This window comes from Paraburkholderia sp. BR10872, assembly GCF_040965835.1.
Lineage (GTDB): Bacteria > Pseudomonadota > Gammaproteobacteria > Burkholderiales > Burkholderiaceae > Paraburkholderia > Paraburkholderia nodosa_A.
In genome coordinates, this window is record NZ_JBFRCN010000053.1 from 15543 (window position 1) to 38333 (window position 22791).

The 22791-nt window shown below is 67.0% G+C and carries 22 protein-coding genes; 17 read left to right on the forward strand and 5 right to left on the reverse strand.

Annotated elements, in window-relative coordinates; genetic code table 11:
• Positions 1 to 10: 10 nt before the first annotated feature.
• Positions 11 to 1429 carry a PLP-dependent aminotransferase family protein gene (locus AB4Y43_RS31490; protein ID WP_368729567.1) on the reverse strand — a complete coding sequence of 473 codons (1419 nt, stop codon included), beginning with the start codon at positions 1427 to 1429 and terminating at the stop codon, positions 11 to 13.
• A gap of 123 nt (positions 1430 to 1552) precedes the next feature.
• On the opposite strand from AB4Y43_RS31490, the gene AB4Y43_RS31495 reads away from it, so the two are divergent.
• From AB4Y43_RS31495 to kch, 4 genes are all read left to right on the forward strand, one after another.
• Positions 1553 to 2476: a DMT family transporter gene (locus tag AB4Y43_RS31495; RefSeq protein ID WP_368729568.1), complete on the forward strand. Its 924-nt coding sequence runs from the start codon at positions 1553 to 1555 to the stop codon at positions 2474 to 2476.
• A gap of 97 nt (positions 2477 to 2573) precedes the next feature.
• Positions 2574 to 3110, forward strand: coding sequence for an N-acetyltransferase family protein (locus AB4Y43_RS31500; protein ID WP_368619142.1), 537 nt, complete (start codon positions 2574 to 2576; stop codon positions 3108 to 3110).
• Positions 3111 to 3233: 123 nt separating this feature from the next.
• Positions 3234 to 4118 carry a mechanosensitive ion channel family protein gene (locus AB4Y43_RS31505; protein ID WP_069268735.1) on the forward strand — a complete coding sequence of 295 codons (885 nt, stop codon included), beginning with the start codon at positions 3234 to 3236 and terminating at the stop codon, positions 4116 to 4118.
• Positions 4115 to 5296, forward strand: a complete 1182-nt coding sequence (gene kch, locus AB4Y43_RS31510; RefSeq protein ID WP_368729569.1) for a voltage-gated potassium channel protein — start codon at positions 4115 to 4117, stop codon at positions 5294 to 5296. Before AB4Y43_RS31505 ends, kch begins: the two co-directional genes overlap by 4 nt.
• An 18-nt stretch (positions 5297 to 5314) precedes the next feature.
• On the opposite strand, the gene AB4Y43_RS31515 is transcribed toward kch, so the two are convergent.
• On the reverse strand, positions 5315 to 5896 hold the full coding sequence (locus AB4Y43_RS31515) for a putative glycolipid-binding domain-containing protein (protein ID WP_368729570.1): 582 nt from the start codon (positions 5894 to 5896) through the stop codon (positions 5315 to 5317).
• Between the two features lie 196 nt (positions 5897 to 6092).
• Here AB4Y43_RS31515 and AB4Y43_RS31520 point away from each other — a divergent pair, with 196 nt between their 5' ends.
• The 7 genes from AB4Y43_RS31520 (at position 6093) to AB4Y43_RS31550 (ending at position 11943) form a co-directional block, all read left to right on the forward strand.
• Positions 6093 to 7040, forward strand: coding sequence for an urea transporter (locus AB4Y43_RS31520; RefSeq protein WP_368729571.1), 948 nt, complete (start codon positions 6093 to 6095; stop codon positions 7038 to 7040).
• 10 nt (positions 7041 to 7050) lie between these two features.
• The gene (locus AB4Y43_RS31525; RefSeq protein ID WP_368729572.1) at positions 7051 to 7827 is read left to right on the forward strand and encodes a class II aldolase/adducin family protein; all 777 of its coding nucleotides are present in this window, start codon (positions 7051 to 7053) and stop codon (positions 7825 to 7827) included.
• Between the two features lie 42 nt (positions 7828 to 7869).
• Complete coding sequence (locus AB4Y43_RS31530) at positions 7870 to 8058, forward strand: 4-oxalocrotonate tautomerase (RefSeq protein WP_028205614.1); 189 nt, start codon at positions 7870 to 7872, stop codon at positions 8056 to 8058.
• A 407-nt stretch (positions 8059 to 8465) separates the two neighbouring features.
• Complete coding sequence (locus tag AB4Y43_RS31535) at positions 8466 to 9905, forward strand: cytochrome ubiquinol oxidase subunit I (RefSeq protein ID WP_368729573.1); 1440 nt, start codon at positions 8466 to 8468, stop codon at positions 9903 to 9905.
• Positions 9906 to 9942: 37 nt separating this feature from the next.
• Positions 9943 to 10947: a cytochrome d ubiquinol oxidase subunit II gene (gene cydB, locus AB4Y43_RS31540; RefSeq protein WP_254319536.1), complete on the forward strand. Its 1005-nt coding sequence runs from the start codon at positions 9943 to 9945 to the stop codon at positions 10945 to 10947.
• Positions 10922 to 11077, forward strand: a complete 156-nt coding sequence (locus AB4Y43_RS31545; RefSeq protein WP_321927253.1) for a hypothetical protein — start codon at positions 10922 to 10924, stop codon at positions 11075 to 11077. The genes cydB and AB4Y43_RS31545 overlap by 26 nt, the downstream gene beginning before the upstream one ends.
• Positions 11078 to 11163: 86 nt before the next feature.
• A complete protein-coding gene (locus AB4Y43_RS31550; RefSeq protein WP_342950247.1) occupies positions 11164 to 11943 on the forward strand; it encodes a hypothetical protein in 780 nt (259 codons plus the stop codon).
• A gap of 7 nt (positions 11944 to 11950) precedes the next feature.
• On the opposite strand, the gene AB4Y43_RS31555 is transcribed toward AB4Y43_RS31550, so the two are convergent.
• The gene (locus tag AB4Y43_RS31555) at positions 11951 to 12655 is read right to left on the reverse strand and encodes an isoprenylcysteine carboxylmethyltransferase family protein (RefSeq protein WP_246089213.1); all 705 of its coding nucleotides are present in this window, start codon (positions 12653 to 12655) and stop codon (positions 11951 to 11953) included.
• 46 nt (positions 12656 to 12701) lie between these two features.
• A complete protein-coding gene (locus tag AB4Y43_RS31560; RefSeq protein WP_368729574.1) occupies positions 12702 to 13568 on the reverse strand; it encodes an arylamine N-acetyltransferase in 867 nt (288 codons plus the stop codon).
• A gap of 321 nt (positions 13569 to 13889) precedes the next feature.
• Here AB4Y43_RS31560 and AB4Y43_RS31565 point away from each other — a divergent pair, with 321 nt between their 5' ends.
• The 6 genes from AB4Y43_RS31565 to AB4Y43_RS31590 all read left to right on the forward strand — a co-directional run bounded on the left by AB4Y43_RS31565 (position 13890) and on the right by AB4Y43_RS31590 (position 21816).
• Positions 13890 to 15404, forward strand: coding sequence for a carbohydrate porin (locus AB4Y43_RS31565; protein WP_368729575.1), 1515 nt, complete (start codon positions 13890 to 13892; stop codon positions 15402 to 15404).
• A 94-nt stretch (positions 15405 to 15498) separates the two neighbouring features.
• Complete coding sequence (locus AB4Y43_RS31570; protein ID WP_069268726.1) at positions 15499 to 16659, forward strand: hypothetical protein; 1161 nt, start codon at positions 15499 to 15501, stop codon at positions 16657 to 16659.
• Between the two features lie 2 nt (positions 16660 to 16661).
• The gene (efeB, locus tag AB4Y43_RS31575; protein ID WP_368729576.1) at positions 16662 to 17969 is read left to right on the forward strand and encodes an iron uptake transporter deferrochelatase/peroxidase subunit; all 1308 of its coding nucleotides are present in this window, start codon (positions 16662 to 16664) and stop codon (positions 17967 to 17969) included.
• 105 nt (positions 17970 to 18074) lie between these two features.
• Positions 18075 to 19031 (forward strand): iron ABC transporter substrate-binding protein, encoded by a 957-nt coding sequence (locus AB4Y43_RS31580; RefSeq protein ID WP_368729591.1) that lies wholly within the window; start codon positions 18075 to 18077, stop codon positions 19029 to 19031.
• Positions 19032 to 19085: 54 nt separating this feature from the next.
• Positions 19086 to 20729 (forward strand): iron ABC transporter permease, encoded by a 1644-nt coding sequence (locus AB4Y43_RS31585; RefSeq protein WP_342950265.1) that lies wholly within the window; start codon positions 19086 to 19088, stop codon positions 20727 to 20729.
• Between the two features lie 37 nt (positions 20730 to 20766).
• On the forward strand, positions 20767 to 21816 hold the full coding sequence (locus AB4Y43_RS31590) for an ABC transporter ATP-binding protein (RefSeq protein ID WP_368729577.1): 1050 nt from the start codon (positions 20767 to 20769) through the stop codon (positions 21814 to 21816).
• Here the strand turns inward: AB4Y43_RS31590 and AB4Y43_RS31595 are convergent.
• Positions 21804 to 22673: a LysR family transcriptional regulator gene (locus AB4Y43_RS31595; RefSeq protein ID WP_069268722.1), complete on the reverse strand. Its 870-nt coding sequence runs from the start codon at positions 22671 to 22673 to the stop codon at positions 21804 to 21806. The two genes, AB4Y43_RS31590 and AB4Y43_RS31595, sit on opposite strands and share 13 nt — an antisense overlap.
• Positions 22674 to 22791: the final 118 nt, after the last annotated feature.

Genomic DNA, 22791 nt, shown 5'->3' on the forward strand with positions numbered 1-22791 from the left:
CGCAGCCGCTTCATGCCGGCTGCGCCACGCGCTCCATCGCACGCTGCAATGTTTCGTAGACCTTGGGACGATTGCACTGCGAAACATTGAAACGCAGAAAATCGCTCGCGCTGCGCGACACGCTGAACACGTTGCCCGGCGCGAGCACCACGCCGTCCCCCAGCGCCTCGCGCGCGATCTGCGCCGCGTCGAGTCCGTCCGGCAACTGCGCCCATACGAATAGGCCCGCCTGCGGCCGCGTCCATGCGCTCAGGCCCAGCGCCGAAAGCCGCTGCAGCGTTTCGCCCATGGCGTCGGCGAGCTTCGCGCGCAAGCCGTCCAGGTGCCGCCGATACGTGCCGTCCACGAGCAGGCGGTGCACGAGTTCCGCCACCATCTCCCCGTTGCCGAACGAGACCGCGAGCTTGAGATCCACGAGCGGCTCGATCCAGTCGGCGCGCGCCGCGATGAAACCGCAGCGCGCCGCGGCAGACATCGTCTTCGAAAAGCTGCCGATCGTCACGACGCGCGCGAGCCCGTCGAAGGCCGCGAGGCGAGGCGCGGGCTCGATTTCGAAGTCGGCGAAGATATCGTCCTCGACGATCAGAAGGTCGTGCTCCTCGGCGAGCTTGAGCAGGCGATGCGCGACGGCGGGCGCGAGCGTCGCGCCGGTGGGGTTGTGGACCGCCGAGTTCGTCACGTAAAGGCGCGGGCGCGATTCGGCCAGCGTGCGCTCGAACGCGGCGAGATCCGGGCCCGTCGGCGTGTACGGCACCCCGACCACGCGCACGCGATGCGCGCGCAGCAGCGCCTGGAAATTGAAGTAGCACGGGTCGTCCACGAGCACGGTGTCGCCCGGCTCCAGCAGAAAGCGGCACAGCAGGTCGAGCGCCTGGGTGCCGCCGTCAGTCAGCACGATCCGCTCGGGCGCGGCCTCCACGCCGTGCTGACCGAGCCGCCATGCCAGCTGCTGGCGCAGCGCCGGCAGGCCGAGCGGCGACGCGTAATCGGTGAGCGGCGCGCGCGGGTCGCGTGCAAGGGCGCGCAGCGCGCGCCGCACGGCGTCCTGCGGCAGCCACGAGGCGGGCAACCAGCCGCAGCCGGGACGCAGCGCGTCGGCCTCGGTCTGCAGCGACTGGCGCGTGAGCCAGAGCGGATCGATCTCGCGGTCGAGCTGCGGCCCGAGCGCGGCGAGCGCGAGCGGCGGCGCGTGCCCGGCCACGAAAAATCCGGCGCCGCGCCGCGCGACGAGCACGCCTTCGGCGACGAGGCGCTCGTAGGCCTCCACCACCGTCGAATTCGACACGCCAAGCTGCCCGCTCATCGCCCGGATGGACGGCACGCGCGCGCCCGCAGCCAGCGAGCGCGCGGCAATGCGCTCGCGCAGCGCCTGCATCACCTGCTCGACGCGCGTCATGGGCAAGGCTTGCGTCCTCGCTCTGTCTTTCATCTGTACTGCTCCGTGTTCAATACAGTTTGAACAAATTGTACTGATCTGTAGCTTACCTTCCCGCGGCGCGGCGCGCATCATCAGCGGACCGATCACCGATGCTTCTCTTGCCCAAGCCCATCCATGCGCAAAACGCTCGATTCCACCACCGATGGCTGGCTCTGCGGCCTCGCAGGCGTCCTCATCTTCAGCGGATCGCTGCCCGCCACGCGGCTCGCCGTGCTCGGCTTCGCCCCCGTGTTCCTCACCAGCGTGCGTGCGACCATCGCGGGCATGATCAGCGTGCTGCTGCTTCTTGCGCTGCGCGCCGCACGGCCCGCGCGCGCCGAGGTCTGGCCGCTCGTCATCGTCGCGCTCGGCGTGGTGGTGGGCTTTCCGCTCCTCACCGCGCTCGCGCTCCAGCACGTGAGTTCGGCGCACGCGATCGTGTTCGTCGGCTTGCTGCCGCTCGCCACGGCCGTGTTCGGCGTGTTGCGTGCGGGCGAGCGTCCGCAGCCGGCCTTCTGGATCTTTTCCGCGGCGGGCAGCGCCGCCGTGGTGGCGTTCGCGCTGCGTCATGGCATCGACGCCTCGCCGCTCGGCGACGCGCTCATGCTCGGCGCGATCATCGTGTGCGGGCTCGGCTATGCGGAAGGCGCGCGGCTCTCGCGGCGCCTGGGCGGCTGGCAGGTGATCTGCTGGGCGCTCGTGATCTCGCTGCCCGTGATGGCGCCGCTCGCGTGGTGGCTGCGGCCCGCGTCGTTCGCCGCGGTGGGCGCGGCCTCGTGGTGGGGGCTCGCCTATGTGTCGCTCTTCAGCATGCTGATCGGCTTCGTGTTCTGGTATCGCGGGCTCGCGCTCGGCGGCATTGCAGGCGTCGGGCAGTTGCAGTTGCTGCAGCCGTTCTTCGGCTTCGTGCTCGCGGCGCTGCTGCTGCACGAAGCCGTGCCGCCCGCGATGATCGCCGTCACCGCCGTGGTGATCGCGTGCGTGGCAGGCGCGCGGCGCTTCGGGCGCGCAGGCAGCGCTTCCGCTGTCGCGAATCGCGCGGGCACGCAGCGCGTCTAGACCGGGCTTTTTTGGCACGCTTCAAAAGCGCGCCTGCGCGAGGCATAGTGAGGAACGCAAACCTCCTTCTCCTTTGCCTTCGCGCTCGCTCCAACCGATGAACCCACACCCCGACGCGCTCGTGCGCGACGCCACTGCCGACGACTTTCCCGCCATCGCCGCGATCTACGCACACCACGTGCTGCACGGCACGGCGTCGTTCGAGGAGACGCCGCCCACGCTCGACGAACTCCTGCGTCGCCACGCCGCCGTGCGCGAACATGGCCTGCCCTGGCTCGTCGCCGAGATCGACGGCCAGGTGGCGGGCTACTGCTACGCCACGCCCTACCGCCCGCGGCCGGCGTACCGCTTCACGGTCGAAGATTCGATCTATATCGACGAGGCGTTTCGCGGCCGCGGACTCGGCCACACGCTGCTCAACGCGCTGATCGAGCGCTGCGAGGCGGGCCCGTGGCGGCAGATGATCGCCGTGGTCGCCGACCCGCGCGGCGGCTCGCTCAAATTGCACGAGCGCCTGGGCTTCTCGCTGACCGGCACGCTGCGTGGTGTCGGCTTCAAGCACGGCGAGTGGCGCGACACCGCGCTCATGCAGCGCACGCTCGGGCCGGGCGCGGACACACCGCCCAAGGGCTGACGCCCGGCGCTCAAGCGCATGGCGGCACGCCACACGCGCGCCGCCAGCGAAACGCCGCTCGTACAATACGTCCTTTCGCAACGGAGCCGGACCCACGGCTCCGCAGACAAGGACTGATTCGCCATGCAACCCCTCCTCGAACACCTGCACCCGTCCAACTGGGGCTTCCTGTGGGACGCGCTCTCCGCGCTCGCGCTGCGCTTGTGCGCGGCCTTCGCGATCCTCTGGTTCGGTTGGTGGCTCTCCCGGCGCGTGGGCAACTGGATCAAGCGGCGCGGCGGCGGCATCGATCCCACGCTGCGCCCCATCGTGCGCGACACCGCCGTGTGGGGCGTGCGCCTCGTCGCCGTGATCGGTGCGCTTTCGCAAATCGGCATCCAGACCGCCAGCATCGTCGCGGTGCTCGGCGCGGCCGGCCTCGCCATCGGTCTCGCGCTGCAAGGCACGCTGCAGAACATCGCGGCCGGCATCATGCTGTTGCTGCTGCGGCCGTTCAAGGTGGGCGACTATATCGATGGCAGCGCCGGCGCCAGCGTCGCGGGCACCGTCGAGGAAGTGAACCTCTTCACCACGCGCCTCACGAAACCGGACGGCATCTGCGAATACGTGCCGAACAGCGCGCTGTGGAGCAATTCGATCCGCAACTACAGCCGCAATCCCACGCGTCGGCTCGACCTCGAAGTGGAAGTGTCGGTGCGCGACGACGTGAACCGCGCCATCGACGCATTGCGCACGCTCGCCGCCGCCGACCCGCGCGTGCTGGCCTCGCCCGCGCCGCAGGTGATGGTGACGCGTTTCGACGACAGCACCGCCGTGCTCAACGTGCGCGTGTGGTCGAACATCGACACCTTCTGGGAGATGCGCTGGGAGCTGTCGCGCAAGGTCCGCCAGGTGCTCAATGACGCGCACTGCTCGCTGCCCCTGCGCACGCGCGAGTTGCACATCGTGCAGACGCAACCGGCGCAGCCCGAGCAACCGACACAGCCGACGCAACACGCGCAGCAATGAGCGCGTACGCGCGCCGCCCGCGCGGCTACGCCAGAGGGCTCGTGCCGCACGGCTACCTGGCCGTGCTGCTGGTGATCGACGGCCTGCTGCTGGTGCGCCCGGTCGCGCAGAAAGCGCTCGAACACGCGCGCGGCAACTGGTTCGACGACTGGATCACGCTCATCAACGCGTTCGGCGTGCTCGCGCTGCCCCAGGCGCTCGTCGCGACCGGCCTCACGATGATGTCGTTCGGCATCGCGCTGCGGGCGCGCGTGGCTTGGGTGCTTTCACTGGTGCTGCTCGCTGGCGCAGCCAGCATCTGTCTGTGGGGCGACTATCGCAGCCACGCGCTCGCCGGCTTCTCGCTCGCGCTTGCCTGCGCGCTGATCTACTACTGGCGCCATTTCGATCGCGCGAGCGTCGCCGCGGGCTCGCTGTTCGCATTCCTGAGCATTGGCTCGTTGGTCGTCTATGCGGTGTTCGGCTCGCTGTATCTCGGCGACGATTTCGACCCGCCTATCCGCAACCTCGTCACGGCGTTCTACTTCTCGATCGTGTCGATGTCCACGGTCGGCTACGGCGATATCGTGCCGCGCTCGGACACCGCGCGGCTCTTTACGGCTTCGATCATCGTGCTCGGCATCACCGTGTTCGCGACGTCGATCAGCGCTGTGATCGGGCCCGTGATCGGCGGCCATTTGAAACGCATCGTGAAGGGAGGCATTTCCAACGTGACCCGCAAGAACCACTATTTGATCGTCGGTGCGTCGCCGCTCGCACATAGCGTGTACGCAGGGCTCCTCAAGCGCGGCTACGCGGCGACCGTGATCGTCGCGCCCAATATTCCGCACAACTATCCACCGGAGGCCGATCTCATCGTCGGCGATGCGAGCGACACCGCCACGCTGCACAACGCGGGCGCTGAAACCGCGCTCGCCGCGCTCGCGCTGCGCTCGGACGACGCCGAGAATGCCTTCGTGATTCTCGCCATCAAGGAGATCGCGCCGAAGGTGCGCACCGTGGCGCTCGTCAACGACAGCCGCAACCTGCAGCGGCTGCGCCTGTTGCAGCCGGATATGGTGTTTTCGCCGCAACTGCTCGCGGGCGAACTGCTCGCTCGCACGCTGAACAACGAAACCATCGACAACACGCTGGTCGAACAACTGCTGTTCGGCAAGAGTCCAGGCGGCGCGGTGTAAGCGTGGTGTCGCCGCGTGCTATCGGTCCGGCGGCGGCAGACGCCGGAACAGCGTCGGATAGTCGATCACGAGCCCATCTTCATCCACGCGCAGGTTCGCCGTGAAGTCGCGAAAGATGCCTTCGTAGCGATACTCGCGGTCGCGCTCGATGCACACATAGGCCTGCTCGACAGGCTTGGGCTCCAGTTCGGGCGCGGCGATGTACACCACACGGATCGGCTGGCGCTCGCCGCGCGCGAGGCCCAGACGCCGGATCGGCAGCGTGTTCGTGTACGGCGTCGCGGCGATGTCGATGTCGATGCAGCCGTCGAGCGCTTCCAGTGCGCGCCCCTCGCCATCGGTCCAGTGGCCCTTGCCGTCGCTGTGGAGCACGAGCGAGCCGTCGCCCATCACGCGAAACGCAGCCCAGCGCACGCGCCACTGCGCGTCGCACTCGATGGCGTAACACAGGCCATAGGACTTGCCGTAGCGCTCGCCGATGACCACGCTTTCCGCGCGGATCGTGTCGCCTTTTTCGCCAAACTTCGGGCCGCAATGCGCATCGAACGCCAGATGCTCGATACCCTCGCCCGTCTCGGATGCCCAACGCACTTCACGCATCGTTCGCCTCCCGTGCAGACTGTCTCTGGATAATCACGACAACCGCCTTGCGCGTATCGTAACCCGTCAACAAATAGCGACTATCAACCCACGCGCATGCGCGAGGCGGTCCGCATCCCCTATGCTCGCACTCTGGCCGGCCCTGCGCCTCGCACGGGGGCCGCACCGGCCCGTACCCGCCCGCCACGCCTTCGCCATGTCCGCCCGATTTTGCGCCGCTTCCGGCGCCACCGCCCGTACTGCCGATACCGCCGCCGTCGGTGCGCTTTTGCGCAGCCTCGGCCAGATCGTGCTGCAGGCGCATGCGGGAACGGGCGCGTGCCTGCTCGCAGCGCTCGCGCTCACCGACTGGCGGCTGGCTTTCGCCGCCCTGCTCGGCGCCGCGGCGGCCAACGTCTGCGCGGTCGTGGCGGGCCATGCGGACGCGGCGATCCGCGACGGCCTCGCAGGCTACAACGGCGCGCTCGCCGCGCTCGCGGCGTTCACCTTCGTCGGCGATGCGGGCACGGCGGCCGCGCTTGCCCTCATCGCGGGCGGTGCGAGCGCGTGGATCGCCGGGCCATTGGACCGCCACCTCGCGCGCGCCCCGCTCGGGCTGTATTCCGTCCCCTGCCTCATCGCGACCTGGATCTGGCTGCCGCTGCACCCGGGCAGCGCTCCCGTCGCCAGCGCAATCGCCGCAGCCCCGCTGGCCCCGCGCGGCACACCGCCCGCCGCGGCCGCACACGCCGCCGCCGGCGTGTTGAGCGGCCTCGCGCAGACCACCTTTGCCTCGGGCGCAGCGGCGGGCCTGTGCGTGCTCGCGGGCCTCGCCTGGTCGTCGCGGCGCGCGGCCGCCTATGCGCTCGGCGGCGCGGCGCTCGCGAGCACGCTCGAACTCGCGTGCGGCGCGAGCCCGGACGCCTTCGGCGCGGGCCTCGCCGGCTTCAACGGCGCGCTTGCCGCGCTCGCGGTCTGCGCGCTCGGCACGCGCGCCGCGATCTGTGCGACCATGCTCGCCGCAGCCCTGCATCTGGCCGCCGTGCGCTGCGGACTGCCAGCGCTGACCGCGCCGTTCGTGCTGGCAAGCTGGAGTGTGCACGCGGCAGCGCGACGCCTGCGCCCTGCGCTATCGACGCCGCCTGAAGAACCCATCGTCCGCTGAAGGAATCGCCATGTCTTTCGCCCATCGTCCGACGAGCACCTGCGCCGAGACCGCGCCGCGCTCCACCGCCGAGCAGCAACTGCGCGTCGATCTCGCCGCCGCTTACCGCCTCATCGCACTCAACGGCTGGGACGACCTCATCTACACGCATGTTTCCGCCGCCATACCAGGCGAGGCGGGCCGCTTCCTCCTCAATCCGTTCGGCCTCGCCTTCGACGAAGTGCGCGCCTCGAACCTCGTGAAGATCGACACCGAAGGCCGTATCGTCGGCGCAAGCGAGCACCCCGTGAACGCCACCGGCTTCGCGCTGCACGCGGCCGTGCATCTTGCGCGGCCCGACGCCGTGTGCGTGATGCATCTGCACAATACCGCGGGCATTGCCGTATCGATCCAGCGCGACGGCCTCCTGCCCGCCTCGCAGCACGCGCTGCGTTTTTTCGGCCAGCTCGCGTGGCACGACTATGAAGGCCTCGCCTTCACGCCCGCCGAAGGCACGCGCCTCACGGCGAGCCTCGGCGCGCAACCGGCCATGCTGCTGCGCAATCACGGCACGCTCACCACCGGCCGCACAGTGGCCGAAGCCTACGTGCTGATGGCGACGCTCATCAAGGCCTGCGAAATCCAGCTGCAGGCTCAGGCCGGCGGCGTGCCGCTCGTCGTGCCGCCGCCCGGGGTGGCCGAACGCACGGCCGAGCAGTTGCGCGACGGCGGCGCGATCGAAGGCGTGCTCGAATGGCCCGCGCTGTTGCGCAAGCTCGATCGCATCGATTCGTCATACCGCGACTGATCGCGCCCATCCATCGCTTCACTCACTTTCAAGGAGACCCGCATGCCGACATTCCACATCGAAATGTTCGAAGGCCGCAGCGTCGAACAAAAACGCCAGCTCGCCGCCGCCCTGACCGAGACCACCTGCAAGGTGCTCGGCGTCGAGCCGCAATCCGTCGACATCATCTTCCACGACGTGAAGCCGGAAAACTGGGCGACGGCCGGCAAGCTGTGGAGCGATCCGCGCTGACGCCACTTCTATCGCATTCCTGATCTTTACCGCCTGGCGCCGTACGCGTCGCTCGCGCCGCCAGGCGCGCCTGAACTCTCCCCCGCACGAATCCTGACGCCGCACGCCGAGGCACGTTGCCGCACCCGATGCGGCAGCGCGGTGTATTGACGCATCGCGACGCTCTGCGCACATCCCCGCTGCGCAACGAGTGTTTAATCTAAATTGATCTGTATCAATGCGTTAGCGCAGGTTTTCGTCCCTTTGATATTGACGACTGCGACACGCTGGCGCACGTCGCAGCGCAGCACAACCTTCGCCGTTCCCCTACGCTTACGTCCATCGCACGAGAAGCGCAGCGCCCCCACTGCCTCGCCGTGCGACGTTTCTTCCGCGCTTTTCCCGGTAAGCAAGCAACAGGCACGTACATGCACACGTCACTTTCCGCCTTCGACCTGGCCCGGCTGCAGTTCGCCTTCACCGTTTCGTTTCACATCGTCTTTCCGGCGCTCTCCATCGGCCTCGCGAGCTTCATCGCCGTGCTCGAAGCCTGCTGGCTCAAAACGCGCCAACCGTTCTACAAGGACCTCTGCCTGTTCTGGTCGAAGGTCTTCGCCGTGGCCTTCGGCATGGGCGTCGTCTCAGGCGTCGTCATGAGCTATGAGTTCGGCACCAACTGGTCCGGCTTCTCGTCGTTCGCGGGCCCCATCACCGGGCCGCTGCTGATGTACGAAGTCATGACCGCGTTCTTTCTCGAAGCGGGCTTCCTCGGCATCATGCTGTTCGGCTGGAACCGCGTAAGCCCGCGTGCCCACTTCGGCGCGACGCTGATGGTCGCCATCGGCACGCTCATCTCCACGTTCTGGATTCTCGCCTCGAATAGCTGGATGCAGACGCCGCAAGGCTTCAAGATCGTCGATGGCCATGTCGTACCGGTGGACTGGTTCAAGATCATCTTCAATCCGTCGTTCCCGTACCGCCTTGCGCACATGGCGATCGCCGCGTTCATCGTGGCCGCGCTCGTGGTGGCTGCGAGCGGCGCATGGCATCTGCTCAAGGGGCGGCGCGACCCCGCCATCAAGAAGATGTTCTCGATGGCGCTCGGTCTGCTGCTCGTGCTCGCGCCGGTGCAAGCCTTCGTGGGCGATGCGCACGGCCTGAATACGCGCGAATATCAGCCCGCCAAGATCGCCGCGATTGAAGGCATCTGGGACACCGAACCAGGCGGCACCGCGCTCAATCTGTTCGGCATTCCCGACATGCAGGCCGAGACGACACGCTACGCCGTTTCCATTCCGCACCTGGGCAGCCTGATCCTCACGCATAGCTGGGACGGCGAGATCAAGGGACTCAAGTCCTTCCCCGCCGACGAGCGGCCCAATTCGCCGCTGCTGTTCTGGAGCTTCCGCGTCATGGTCGGTTTAGGCATCCTGATGATCCTGCTCGGCGTGATCGGCTGGGTGCTGCGCCGCCGCGGCACGCTCTACGAATCGCGCTGGTTTCAGCGCTTCGTGCTCGCCATGGGACCGACGGGCTTCATCACGCTGCTCGCGGGCTGGGTCACGACCGAAGCCGGCCGTCAGCCCTGGGTGGTCTACGGCGTAATGCGCACGGCACAGGCAGTGTCGCCGCTCACGGCGCAACAAGTTGGCATATCGCTGATGGCGTTCGTGGCGGTGTACTTCCTCGTGTTCGGCACGGGAATTTACTATCTGCTCAAACTTCTGCGCAAAGGTCCCGCGCTGCCCGACCCGAAGCCGCATACGCCCCGCGAGCCACATGAACCGCGCGTGGCCCACCCTGCGCTCAGCGCGAGTCAGACCGCGCGCCGCCCCATGTCCGCCGCCGATCAGCTGATCGACGCCTGAGGCTCCCCGCATTCATCGTTACGAGGCTAGCAAGCAAATGGATGTCACCGTCATCTGGGCCGCGATCATCGCGCTCGGCGTTCTTCTCTACGTGGTGCTGGACGGCTTCGATCTCGGCATCGGCATCGTGTTTCCGCTCTTTCCCGACGAGGATGAGCGCGATCTCATGATGAACACGGTCGCGCCCGTGTGGGACGGCAACGAGACCTGGCTCGTGCTCGGCGGCGCGGGGCTCTTCGCCGTGTTCCCCGTGGTGTACTCGACCGTGCTCTCCGCGCTCTACCTGCCGCTCGTGTTCATGCTCGCGTGCCTGATCTTCCGCGGCGTGTCGTTCGAGATCCGCGCCAAGGCCAATCGCACGAAGCACTTGTGGGACCTCGCGTTCATCGGCGGCTCGACGGGCGCGGCGTTTTTCCAGGGCATCGCGCTCGGCGCGTTCCTGCAAGGCATTCCGATGGACGGCGGCCAGTTCGCCGGCGACGCCTTCGGCTGGCTCACGCCCTTCAGCCTGCTCTCGGGTTTCGGGCTCGTCGCGACCTATGCACTGCTCGGCTGCTGCTGGCTCGTGGCGAAGACCGAGGGCGACCTGCAGCGCCGCCTGCGCAAGCTCGTCTGGCCGCTCACGGTCATGCTGCTCGGCTTCATCGCGCTCGTGAGCCTGTGGACGCCGCTGCAGGACCCGGCCATCGCTGAACGCTGGTTCCGTTCGGGCCTCTTCTGGCGTCTCGCGCCGGTGCCGCTGCTCGTGCTCGCCTGCGCCGCGTGGATGCGTTGGGCCGTGCATGCGCGCCATCACAAGACGCCCTTCATCGCAGCTATCGGTCTCGTGCTGCTCGGCTATGCGGGCCTGCTCGTGAGCCTGTGGCCGTATGCGATTCCGCAGGGCCTCACGCTGTGGGAAGCGGCCGCGCCGCGCGAGAGCCAGATGTTCACGCTCGCGGGCGCAGCGTTCATTCTGCCGATCATCCTCGCGTACACGATGCTCGGCTACTGGGTCTTTAGAGGCAAGGTGCGTCATGGCGACACCCATCACTACCACTAACACGGTGCGCCGCGCGCTGCCCGGCTGGCTATGGTTCGTACTCCTCTGGTGTGCGGGCGTGGGCGCGGCGGTCTCGCTCGGGTTCGCGTTCAAGGTCTTCATGAACCTCACGCTGTTCGCCGTGAAGTGAGTTGCACGCGCGGATTCGCACGAGCGCCCTTGATTTCGCGGCGCCGCGTTAGACTGTAGGCTCTCTGTTACCCGTGCGAAAACCTCATGCAACAGATGACCTTCATGGAATGCGTCAAGCGCGCATGGGCGAGCGCCTGGCAGGCCGCCGTGCAAATGCCGGTTCTCCTTGCGGGAACGTTTGTGATCTACGCGGCGCTCGGCTGGTTCGGGCTTGCCGGGCGGCCCGTACCGGCGGAAGGCGCAACGCCTTCCGCCGGACTCATTGCGCTCGGCAATCTCGCCTCGCTCCTGAATTCGCTTCTCTACCTCTGGTTCACGCTCAAGATCTCGCGCTTCGTGCTGCTAGGCGAGCGCAGCGCGCCGCTCATGCCGGCCGGGGCCAGGCCGTTCCTGCGTATTTTCGCGGTCGGTCTCATTCTGGCGGTCGCGCTCGGCGCCTTCGCGCTCTTGCTGTGGGTCGTGCTGCGGCCTCAATACCAGGGCGGCGCCGCGTTCCTCTTTCTGGTGGTCATTGCGATCTGGATGTTCGTGGCGGTGCGCCTCTCGCTGCTCTTTCCGGCGCTCGCCGTCGGCAGCAAGATCGCCTTCAGCGCCGCCTGGCGCGACAGCCGCGGGCATTTTTGGAGCCTCTTTGGCGTCACCTTCGTCGCCGCGCTGCCCATTGCGGTGTGCGGCCTGATCGTGCTGATCGGTATGGGCCTCGCGGGCGTCACGCCTGAAATCGTGCGACAGCCGGCGTGGCTCACCGCGCTCGCCATTGGCCAGAGCATCGGCAATATCGTGTTTGCGCTGCTCACCACCACGGCACTTGCCTGGCTTTATCGGCGTTACGCGCAAGCCTTGACTTCGCCCTCCACGAGCTAATCTCTCATTACCAGATGCCCGGCACGAAGCGATAACGCACACGCGCCAGATACTCGCGGTAGCCGGGCAGATTTTCCGCCAGCGTTTGCTCTTCGCGCACCGCGCGATAGCCGATCCCCACGACCATCACGGGCACGCACGCAAGCCCCCACCACGAACCGAGCATGAGCGGCGTGCCGACGAGAAAGAGCAACGCGAAGCCATACATCGGGTGACGCACATAGGCATACGGTCCGGTATCGCTGACTGTGTGCCCGCGTTCGCTCTGAATCTTCACCACGGGCGCCGCAAAGCGGTTCGCCGCGAACACGGCGCGCGTCGCGTAGATATCGACGAAGATGAAGATGGCGCCGAGCACGCTGAGCCATAGCGGCACGCGCGACCAGCCCATGCGCACGGCGTCGATTCCCATCAGGCAGAGCCACGCGCAAAATCCCACCGAAACGCACAGCATGAACACGCGATCCCACGGCTGTTGCGTGCGCTGCGCGAACGGCGCGAGCCGCTCGACCAGGAGACCCGGATCTTCGCGCCCGAGCCACAGGCCGATCCACACGCCGCACAACGCCCACTCGATGAGCCAGAGCCATGCCGCCGTCCACGCCAGCGTGCCCGCCGAAACGAACAACAGCACGCCCATCAATCCGAACCAGACTACGACTTGCACGAACAGCTTCGCCATTAGCGCTTTCGTCATTTTCAGCTCAGTCATGATGCCCTCCTTGCGCGCGGGGACGCTGACTCGCGTTCGCTCGCGCCTACTGCGTGGCGCTGTGCGACGTCATGCGCGCATATAGCGCGTCGGCATCGATACGCTGCGCCGCGTCGCCGCCCGCGAGATCGATGCCGAAGCGTTCGCGCAGACAGTGCGCGAGTTCCGCTCCATTGGCGAGGTTACGCTCCTCGCTCACCTGGCCTTGCGCATCGCGCTCGGTAAAACGCTCGTTGAACAGGATCGCGCGGCCGCCTTCGCGCGCGATGCAGGCGATCAGACTGAACGTGAAGAACGACTCGGGCGACGCCGACGTGTACCAGTTCGCCACTTCGTAATCGACCCACTCGGCAGGCGTCAATTCGAAGCGATAGAGATCGAACCACTTCTCGCCATCGTGCAATTGCAGCTTGCGCTCGTTCGCCGACAACGTCACGAGCCGCGCCGGTTCGTGCGGCGTCGGCTGTTCCGCATCGGTCGAGAACGAGAGCGGCGCGCGCAGCGTCGCGGCACCGAAGCCGCCGTCGACGAGCCAGGTATCGCCCTGCGCCTCCACGCGCAGCAGCATATGCGTGCGCGGCGTGCGCGCGCCGGGCTCACGACCGTACAGCACACGTGCGGCGAGCGGGGTGACCGTAAAACCCAGTTGCATGAGCACGTGCGCGAGCAAGGTGTTGTGCTCGAAGCAGTAGCCGCCGCGCCGCTTCGTCACGAGTTTCGCGACGATGTCCGGGAGCTTGATCGATACGTGCCGTCCCGCCAGCGGATCGAGATTCTCGAAAGGAATGGCAAGCGGGTGCAGACGCTGGAGTTCGCGCAGCACGGCGAGTGTCGCGGTGCGTGGACCGTCGTAGCCGATGCGGGCGAAGTACGCGTCGAGATCGAGTTCGTTGCCTGGGGAAATGTCGGTCATGGAGCCAGCTTGTCTTGAAGTTTGTGCGGCAAAACATGCGTACGCACACGCGATGATAAGCGACTTCATTCGCCTGACTGATTCATCAAACGCTAACGATCTGTAATCTGTAAATACACAAATGAAAGAACTTCGCAAGAAATCCTGTGATCCTGCGTAAAACAGGCGTAAGACAGTTGCGAATCATTCTCGTTTTTGTTGACGCTCGCATTTACTGTTAGTACGATGGCGCCGTCTGGAGATGTCGGGTATTCAGCGGCTTGCGAATAACAAACGCCAACGCGATCAATCAAGCGAACATTTCAATAAGTAAGGAATACGATGGAATTGACCCGAACCGTCCGCGTGCCTGCGCTCGCCTGCTCGCGCAGCGCAGCGCCGGGCCGCCCGGCGCGTCGGCGCGCACCGGCGTGGCGCGCCATTGCCGTGCTTGCCGCGAGCGTGACTTTCGCGAGCGGAGCCGCACGCGCCCAGAGCAACGCGAACCCCGACGCCGCGCCAGAAGCGCCGGAAGCCGACCTCGCCATTCAGGCGCAGCCGTCGAACTTCTGGACGGGCTTCTGGACGCGCCAGAACATGCTCGGCGACATGGGCGGCTTGCGGCCGTGGCTCGGCAAATACGGGGTGACGTTCCAGCTCACGGAGACGAGCGAGTACCTCGCGAACCTGCGCGGCGGCCTCAAGACCGGCGGCGCGTACGACGGCCTCACAACGGCAACGGTTCAGGTCGACACGAGCAAGGCGCTCGGCATTCCGGGCGGCCTCTTCAACGTGAGCGCCCTGCAGATCCACGGCACCAACCTGAGCACGTCGAACCTCGGCACGCTGAACACGGCGAGCGGCATCGAAGCGACGCCGACCACGCGCCTGTGGGAGCTGTGGTACCAGCAATCGTACTTCAACAAGCGCCTCGACGTGAAGATCGGTCAGCAGAGTCTCGACCAGGAATTCATCGTGAGCCAGTACGGGGCGCTCTTCATCAACACGATGTTCGGCTGGCCGGCGCTGCCTTCGTACGACATGCCCTCGGGCGGTCCCGCCTATCCACTCGCCGGTCTCGGCGTGCGCGTGCGCGGGCAGATCACACCTTCGTTGACGGCACTCGCAGGCGTGTTCTCAGGCGACCCGCTCGGCAACGATCCGAACAACCTTAGTGGTACGAACTTCAATCTGCGCAACGGCACGTTGTGGATCGGCGAGCTGCAGTACGCCATCAACCAGCCGTCCGAAGGCGAACTGGTCAGCGCGGACAATCACGGCCTGCCCGGCACCTACAAGGTTGGCTTCTGGTACAACACCAACTCGTTTGCCGACCAGCGTTTCGACAACACGGGCCTTTCGCTCGCGAATCCGGCTTCGACCGGCATCCCGGCGCAGCACCAGGGCAACTACAGCTTCTATGCGGTGGCCGACCAGATGATCTGGCGTCCCGATCCGGACGAGCCGCGCAGCATCGGCGTATTCGCGCGCGTGATGGGCGCGCCCGGCGACCGCAATCTCGTGAGCCTCGCGGCCAACCTCGGCATCGTCATGAAGGCGCCGTTCAAGGGACGCGATAACGACAGCGTGGGCCTTGCCGCCACCTACATCAAGGTCGGCAACAACGTGCACAACCTCGACCTCGACCAGCAGATGTTTACTGGCGGTCCGTACGGCGTGCGCACGCAGGAAACCGCGCTCGAAGCCACCTATCAGTATCAGGTCACGCCGTGGTGGATTCTCCAGGCTGACGCGCAATACACGTTCAACGCGGGCGCCGGCCAGAATCCGCAGGATCCGACCGCGCCGCTGCGCAATACGTTCGTGATTGGCGTGCGGACCAACATTACGTTCTAAGCCCACGCAAGCGCAACCGACCCATGTTCAACCCCAAGTCCTCGCGTTTTCCTGCCGGCGTGCGCGCCGGCCGCGCGAGGCACGGAGATTCAGTATGAAACACGCTACGCGCACGCTCCTGCAATGCACGGCCCACGCGGTCCGCTCCGCGCTCGCGCTTGCCGCCGCGGCGGCGCTCGCCGGCGCGCCGCTCGCCGCTCACGCCGACCCGCAGGGCCTGCTCGAGACCGTCAAGCATCACACCACGCTCATCAACACCGTGCCCGACAACGGCGACCAGAACCCGTATGCGATCTTCGTCGCGCCGGTTTCCTCCGGCGCGGTGAAAGAAGGCGACGTGCTGGTCGACAACTTCAACAACGCGGCCAACCTGCAGGGCACCGGCAGCACGATCATCGACTATCACCCCGACACGAAGCAGATGTCGCTGTTCGCGACGATTCCGCGCGATCTCAAGGAGTGCCCGGGCGGCGTCGGCCTTTCGACCGCGATGACGATGCTCAAGTCGGGCTGGGTCATCGTGGGTAGCACGCCGAGCAACGACGGCACGACCGGCACCAAGGGCGCGGGCTGCATGATCGTGCTCGACAGCAGCGGCAAGATTGCCAAGGTCATCAGCAGTCCCAACATCAATGACCCGTGGGGCAACATGGCCGTGGTCGACAACGGCGACCACGCCACGCTGTTCGTGAGCAATGCGGGCTTCGGCGTCGGCGGCGCAGACGGCAATCCGCCCGTGTTCAAGCAGGCCACGGTGCTGCGGCTCGACCTCGACATCCCGAGCGGCCAGGCACCGGTCCTGAAGAGCGAAACCGTGGTGGCGAGCGGCTTCGGCGCGCAGGCAGACAAGGGCGTTTTCCTCGTCGGCCCGACCGGCCTCGCGCTTTCGGCGGACAACAAGCTGCTCTATGTGTCCGACGCAATCGGCAACCGCATCAACGTGATCGAAGACCCGCTCACGCGCGACACGAGCGCGGGCGTGGGCCGCCAACTGACCGCCGATGGCCTGCTGCACCGTCCGCTCGCCATGATCACCACGCCGCAGGGCCACCTGCTCGTCACGAATGCCTTGAACGGCCAGGTCGTCGAGATCGATCCGGCCGCGGCAAAGCAGCTGTACGCGCGCTGGATCGATACGGACAAGGCGCAAACGCCTCCGGGCAACGGCGATCTTTTCGGCATCGCGCTGACCCCGGCAGGCGACGGCTTCTACTACGTGGAAGACGACGTGAACACTCTCGTGCTGGCTAAATAATCATGTCCTCCGACGATACCCCTAACCAACCATCGCGCCCCGCGCGTCGCGGCTTCCTGAAAGCCGGCGCTGCGCTCGGCGCGAGCCTCGGCGCAGGCGCGGCCACGAGCGGCCTCGCCCAGGCCGCCGAGGCAAAGCATCACGCGATGCCCGCCGACCCGATGCTCGCCGTCGAGCCGTTCTACGGCGAGCACCAGGGCGGCATCGTGACGCCGCAGCAGGCGCACACGTATGTCGCGGCCTTCGACCTCACGACGACCTCGCGCGACGACGTCATCAACCTGCTGCGCAAGTGGACCGAGTCTGCGGCGCGCATGAGCCAGGCGCAGCCCGCTGCCGCGCTCGACTACACCGGCGACGACCACCCCGCGGCCGACTCCGGCGACGTGCTGGGCCTCGGCCCGGCGGGCCTCACGGTCACCTTCGGCTTCGGCCCCGGCATCTTCGCGTCGCAGGACAAGGATCGCTACGGTCTCGCGCGCAAGCGCCCCGCCGCACTCGTCGACCTGCCGCGCTTCAACGGCGACCAGCTGATCGCGCAAAAAACCGGCGGCGATCTCTTCGTGCAGGCGTGCGCCAACGATGCGCAAGTCGCTTTCCACGCGGTGCGCCAGCTCGCGCGCCAAGGCTATGGAATCCTGACGATGCGCTGGGGCCAGGCGGGCTTTCTCTCGGGCCCGCGCGCGCAAACACCGCGCAACCTCATGGGCTTCAAGGACGGCACGAACAACCCGCCGACCACGGACCCGAAGGCGATGAACCAGTTTGTCTGGGCCACCGCCGCCGACGCGCCCTGGATGCAGGGCGGCACCTATACCGTGGTGCGCCGCATCCGCATCACGCTGGAGCACTGGGACCAGATGGAACTGGGCTTCCAGGAGCAGGTGTTCGGCCGCCACAAATACAGCGGCGCGCCTCTCGGCCAGATGAAGGAGTTCGACAACGTCGATCTCGAGGCGCAAGACAAGGACGGCAATCCGCAGATTCCCGAGAACTCGCACGTGCGTCTCTCGAACCGCGCGTCGAACAACGGCGCGCAGATCCTGCGCCGCTCGTACTCGTACAACGACAGCACGGACTTCTACATCGAGCGCTGGCCGCCGTGGCGCCAGGAAACCGAATATGACGCGGGCCTCATCTTCATTGCCCACCAGGGCGACCCGCGTACGGGCTTCATTCCGATCAACGAAAAGCTCGCGAAGTTCGACATGATGAACCAGTTCACGACGCACGTGGGCAGCGCGATCTTCGCGTGCCCGCCCGGCGCGAAGGCGGGCTCGTTCATCGGCGCGGAGCTGTTCAGCGCCTGAGATCGCTTTAGTTCAATCGATAACAACGGACAACGAAGCAATATGAAATTATCCATGATGCGCGCGCCGCTGTGCGCCGCCACCCTCTCGCTCGCGCTTGCCGGCATGCTGCCGCTCGCCGCGCACGCGGCCTCGATCACGCTCTACAACGCACAGCACGAGCAGGTCGTGAACCAGCTTGCGAAAGACTTCCAGCAGCAGACCGGCATCGACGTGAAGATCCGTAGCGGCGAAGGCCCGGCGCTCGCGGCCCAGCTCGTCGCCGAAGGCGAAAAGACGCCCGCTGACGTCTACTTCACGGAAAACTCGCCTGAACTGATGCTGCTGGAAGAAAAGGGTCTGCTCGCCCCCGTGCAGAAAGCGACGCTGGCGGTCGTGCCCGAACGCTTCAACTCACCGCAAGGGCAATGGGTGGGCGTGACCGCGCGCGAGAACGTGCTTGCGTACAACACGGCCAAGGTGCAGCCCGCGCAATTGCCGAAGTCGATTTTCGATCTCGCCAAACCCGAATGGAAGGGCAAGGTCGGCATCGCGCCGAGCGACGCCGACTTCCTGCCGCTCGTCGACGCCGTGCTCGCCGTGAAGGGCGAGGCCGCCACGCTCGAATGGCTCAAGGGTCTCAAGACCAACTCGCAGATCTTCGACGACGACGAAGGCGTGGTCGCTGCCGTGAATCGCGGCGCGGTCGCCACCGGCATCATCAACAACTACTACTGGGACCGCCTGCACGCGCAGATCGGCGACAAGAAGACGCAAAGCGCCGTCGCGCACTTCGCCGATGGCGACGTGGGCGCGCTCGTCAATGTTTCGGGTGCCGCCGTGATGAAGTCCGCGCACAATGTGGACGGGGCACAGAAGTTCCTCGCCTATCTCGTGAGCGAGCGCGCGCAGAAGCTGATGGCGCAGGACCACATCAGCTACGAGTACCCGCTGCGTCCCGGCGTGGAGAGCGACCCCATCAACAAGCCGTTCGAGCAGCTGAAGCCGCCCGCGCTGACCATCCAGCAGCTCGGCGACGACAGCCAGGCGGGCAAGCTGCTGCGTCAGGCTGGCCTGCTGTAATCGGCATCGAGTACAAGCAATATCGTGAGCGAAGCAGTGACGACGGCGCAAGCCGTGCCAAAGTCTCATCAAGTCGATGTCGCGGGGGTCCCGCCCCTGCGCGCGCGGCGGCGTGCGCCGCGAGCGCTCTTCGCCGCCGCCGCGCTCGGCCCGCTGCTGGTGCTGCTGCCGCTCGCGCTGACGTTCTGGCGCGCGCTGTCCTTTGGTCTGGCCGACGCCGCCGAACTGATCTTCCGGCCGCTGGTTGGCGAGTTGCTCGTCAACACGCTCTCGATTACCGTTTCGGCCACGCTCGCCTGTGCTGTGCTCGGCACCGCGGTGGCGTGGCTCGTCGAGCGTACCGACGTGCCGGGGCGGCGCGCCTGGGCGCTCCTCGCCGCCGCGCCGCTCGCCATGCCCGCTTTCGTCACCAGCTACGCGTGGGTCTCGCTGAGCCTCGATTTGCAGGACTTCCTCGGCGCGTTCATCGTCATCACGACGGCCTACTTCCCGCTCGTCTATTTGCCCGTGGCCGCCGCGCTGCGCGGCCTCGATCCCGCACTCGAAGAATCGGCGCGCGCGCTCGGCTGCAACCGCTGGGCTGTTTTCGTGCGCGTCGTGCTGCCGCAACTGCGTCCCGCGCTGTTCGGCTCGATGCTGCTCGTCGCGCTTGGCGTGCTCTCCGAATTCGGCGCATTCACACTGCTGCGCTTTCGCACGTTCACCACCGAAATCTACGCGGAATACCGCACGAGCTTCGATGGCGGCGGCGCCTCGCTGCTGGCCTGCGTGCTGATCCTGCTCTGCCTCGTGTGCCTCGTGCTCGAGTTCCGCGTGCGCGGACGCGCGCGCTACGAGCGCGTGGATCGCGGCGCGCGCCGCGTGAGCGTGCGCCATGCGCTCGGCCGCTGGCGCTGGCCTATGGCGGCGGGTTTCGTCGCGCTCAATGTGGCGACGCTAGGCGTGCCGCTCGCGATGATCGGCTACTGGCTCACGCAGCCCGGCGCCGCCGCCATCACGCCCGCCGATGTCTCGCCTGAGTTGCTGGTTTCGACCACGTTCGCCTCGCTGCGCCTCGGACTCACGGCCGCGTTTTTCACCACGCTGCTCGCGCTGCCGCTCGCGTATTTGCTCGCGCGCCATCCCGGCCGCGCCGCCACGTTTCTCGAACGCACGGCCTTCATCGCGCAGGGCGTGCCCGGTCTCGTCATTGCGCTTGCCATCGTTTCCCTCGCGGTGCGCGCGCTCGAACCGCTCTACCAGGGCACCACGCTGCTGATTACGGCGTACGCGATCCTCTGTCTGCCGCTGGCTCTCGTTAGTGTGCGCGCGGCGCTCCTGCAAGCACAGCAGCGCCTCGAAGATACGGCGCGCGCGCTCGGCCTGGGATGGTTCGCAACGTTGCGCCGCGTCGTGCTGCCGCTCGCGGGTCCCGGCCTCGGCGCGGCGGCCTCGATGGTATTCATCTCGGTGGTCACCGAACTGAACGCCACGCTGCTGCTCGCGCCCATCGGCACGCACACGCTCGCCACGCAGGTCTGGACCGACACCTCGACGCTCGCCTTCGCGGCCGCCGCGCCCTATGCCGCGCTCCTCACCGCACTTTCGCTCGCCGCTTCGGGTCTGCTGTTCGCGTTTGCGGGCCGCTCCGCGCTCGCGGGCCATGCAACGGTCAATATGCCGGTCGATACGATCAACGCGCCGCCCGACGACGCCTGAGCCTCAGTTAGCCCGAAAGTTAGCCCCAAGTTAGCCCATGAGCACACTTCGCATTTCCGGCCTGAAAAAGGCCTTCGACGGCCATCCGGTCCTGCACGGCATCGATCTTTCCGTGCGCTCGGGTTCGCTCGTCGCGCTACTCGGGCCGTCGGGCAGCGGCAAGACCACGCTGCTGCGCGTGCTGTGCGGCTTCGAACGCGCCGACGCCGGCACGATCGAGATCGGCGGCCGCCGCGTCGCCGCAGACCGGCTGCATCTGCCGACCGAGCAACGTCATATCGGCTACGTGCCGCAAGAGGGTGCGCTCTTTCCGCACCTCACGGTTGCCGAGAACATCGTGTTCGGCCTGCCGCGTGCGCAGCGGCGCACGCAGCATCGCGTGGCCGAATTGCTCGAACTCGTCGGTCTTCCGGAATCCTATGCTTTGCGCGCGCCGCAACAGCTCTCGGGTGGCCAGCAGCAGCGCGTGGCGCTCGCTCGCGCGCTCGCGCCCTCGCCCGGCCTCGTGATGCTTGACGAACCATTCTCGTCGCTCGACGCCGCGCTGCGCGTCGAAACGCGCGAAGCCGTGGCGCGCGCGCTCGCCGCCGCCGGCGCGACCGCCGTGCTCGTCACGCACGACCAGGCCGAGGCGCTCTCGCTCGGCCACGAGGTCGCCGTGCTGTGGCGCGGCAAGCTGCTGCAGAGCGGGCCGCCGCAAACGCTGTATCGCCGCCCGGCCACGCGCGAACTCGCGGCCTTCATCGGCGAGGCGGTGCTACTACGGGGAACGGTGGCCAACGGGCGGGCGCATTGCGTGCTCGGCGCGCTGCCGATCCAGCCAGACCAGCATGCGGCAGAAGGCGCCGTGGATGTGATGCTGCGCCCCGAGCAGATCGACGTGCTCCCCGAAACCGACCAGCGCGACGGCGCGCTCGAAGCGGTGGTGCAGGCCATCACCTTCCAGGGCCAGGACGCCGCGCTCACGCTGCAATTGATCGATGCGCACGCAACGGTCCGAGCGCGCGTGCCCGGCTATCGCACGCCGCGCGAAGGCGAGCGCGTGCGGCTCGCGGTGGGCGGAGAAGTGAGCGTCTATCCGCGCTGACGCGGCACCGAAAGGTCCTGCACCATCTGCTGCGCGAGGTAGTCGCAAGTCGGCCGGTTCGATTTGACACTGCGCGCCACCACGATTTCCAGTGGCTCGATCTTCGGCAGACCCTGCGCCTCGCCGAGGATCGCGAAGCGCGCCGGCACGCTGCAGCGCGTGAGCGCGACGATCGCAATGCCCGCCTCCACCGTCGCCGTCAAACCCATCAAGCTCGCACTGCTATATGCAGCGCGGTAGCGGATGTGCGCGCCGTCGAGCGCCGCCACGGTATGCGCGCGCGCCACGCTGCCGTGCTCGTAGAGCCCCACCGGCAACGGCGACATGGCAAGCGGCGCGGGATCGGTGGCGGACCCCACCCAGACCATCTCCTCGGCGCGCACGAACTCGCCGCGCATCTTGCGGTCACGCGTGACGAACGCGATGTCGATCTTGTTGTCCGCCAGCATCGGCCCGAGCGCGACGCTCTGCGCACAGACGATCTCGATCTCCACATGCGGATAGAGCGTCGAGAAGCGCCGCAACACCGGCGAAAGCAGCGACGCCATATAGTCGTCAGGCGCGCCGAGCACCACGCGCCCCGTCACCTCGGGCCGCACCAGCGCCGCCCACGCCTCCTCCTGCAGATCGAGCGCGCGCCGCGCATATTCGAGCAGCGTGTTGCCCGGGCGCGTGAGCGCGAGATTGCGCGTATCGCGCGTAAATAGCGTGGTGCCCAGCATCTGCTCGAGCCGCTTGACCTGCATGCTCACCGCCGCCTGCGATCGATGCACGGCCACGGCACCCTTCGTGAAGCTGCCCGCATCCGCGACGGCGGCGAAGGTGCGTAGCAAATCGATGTCGAATTCGGGGTTCATACGCTGGCTGGCCGGGTCGCGGCCTATTCATAAGCTGCGTTGATGGAATTCTTCAATTTAATTCGTTTGCCCGCGCCCCGCAACCGGCGAATACTTAACCTGTCTCCAACCCCCTTTC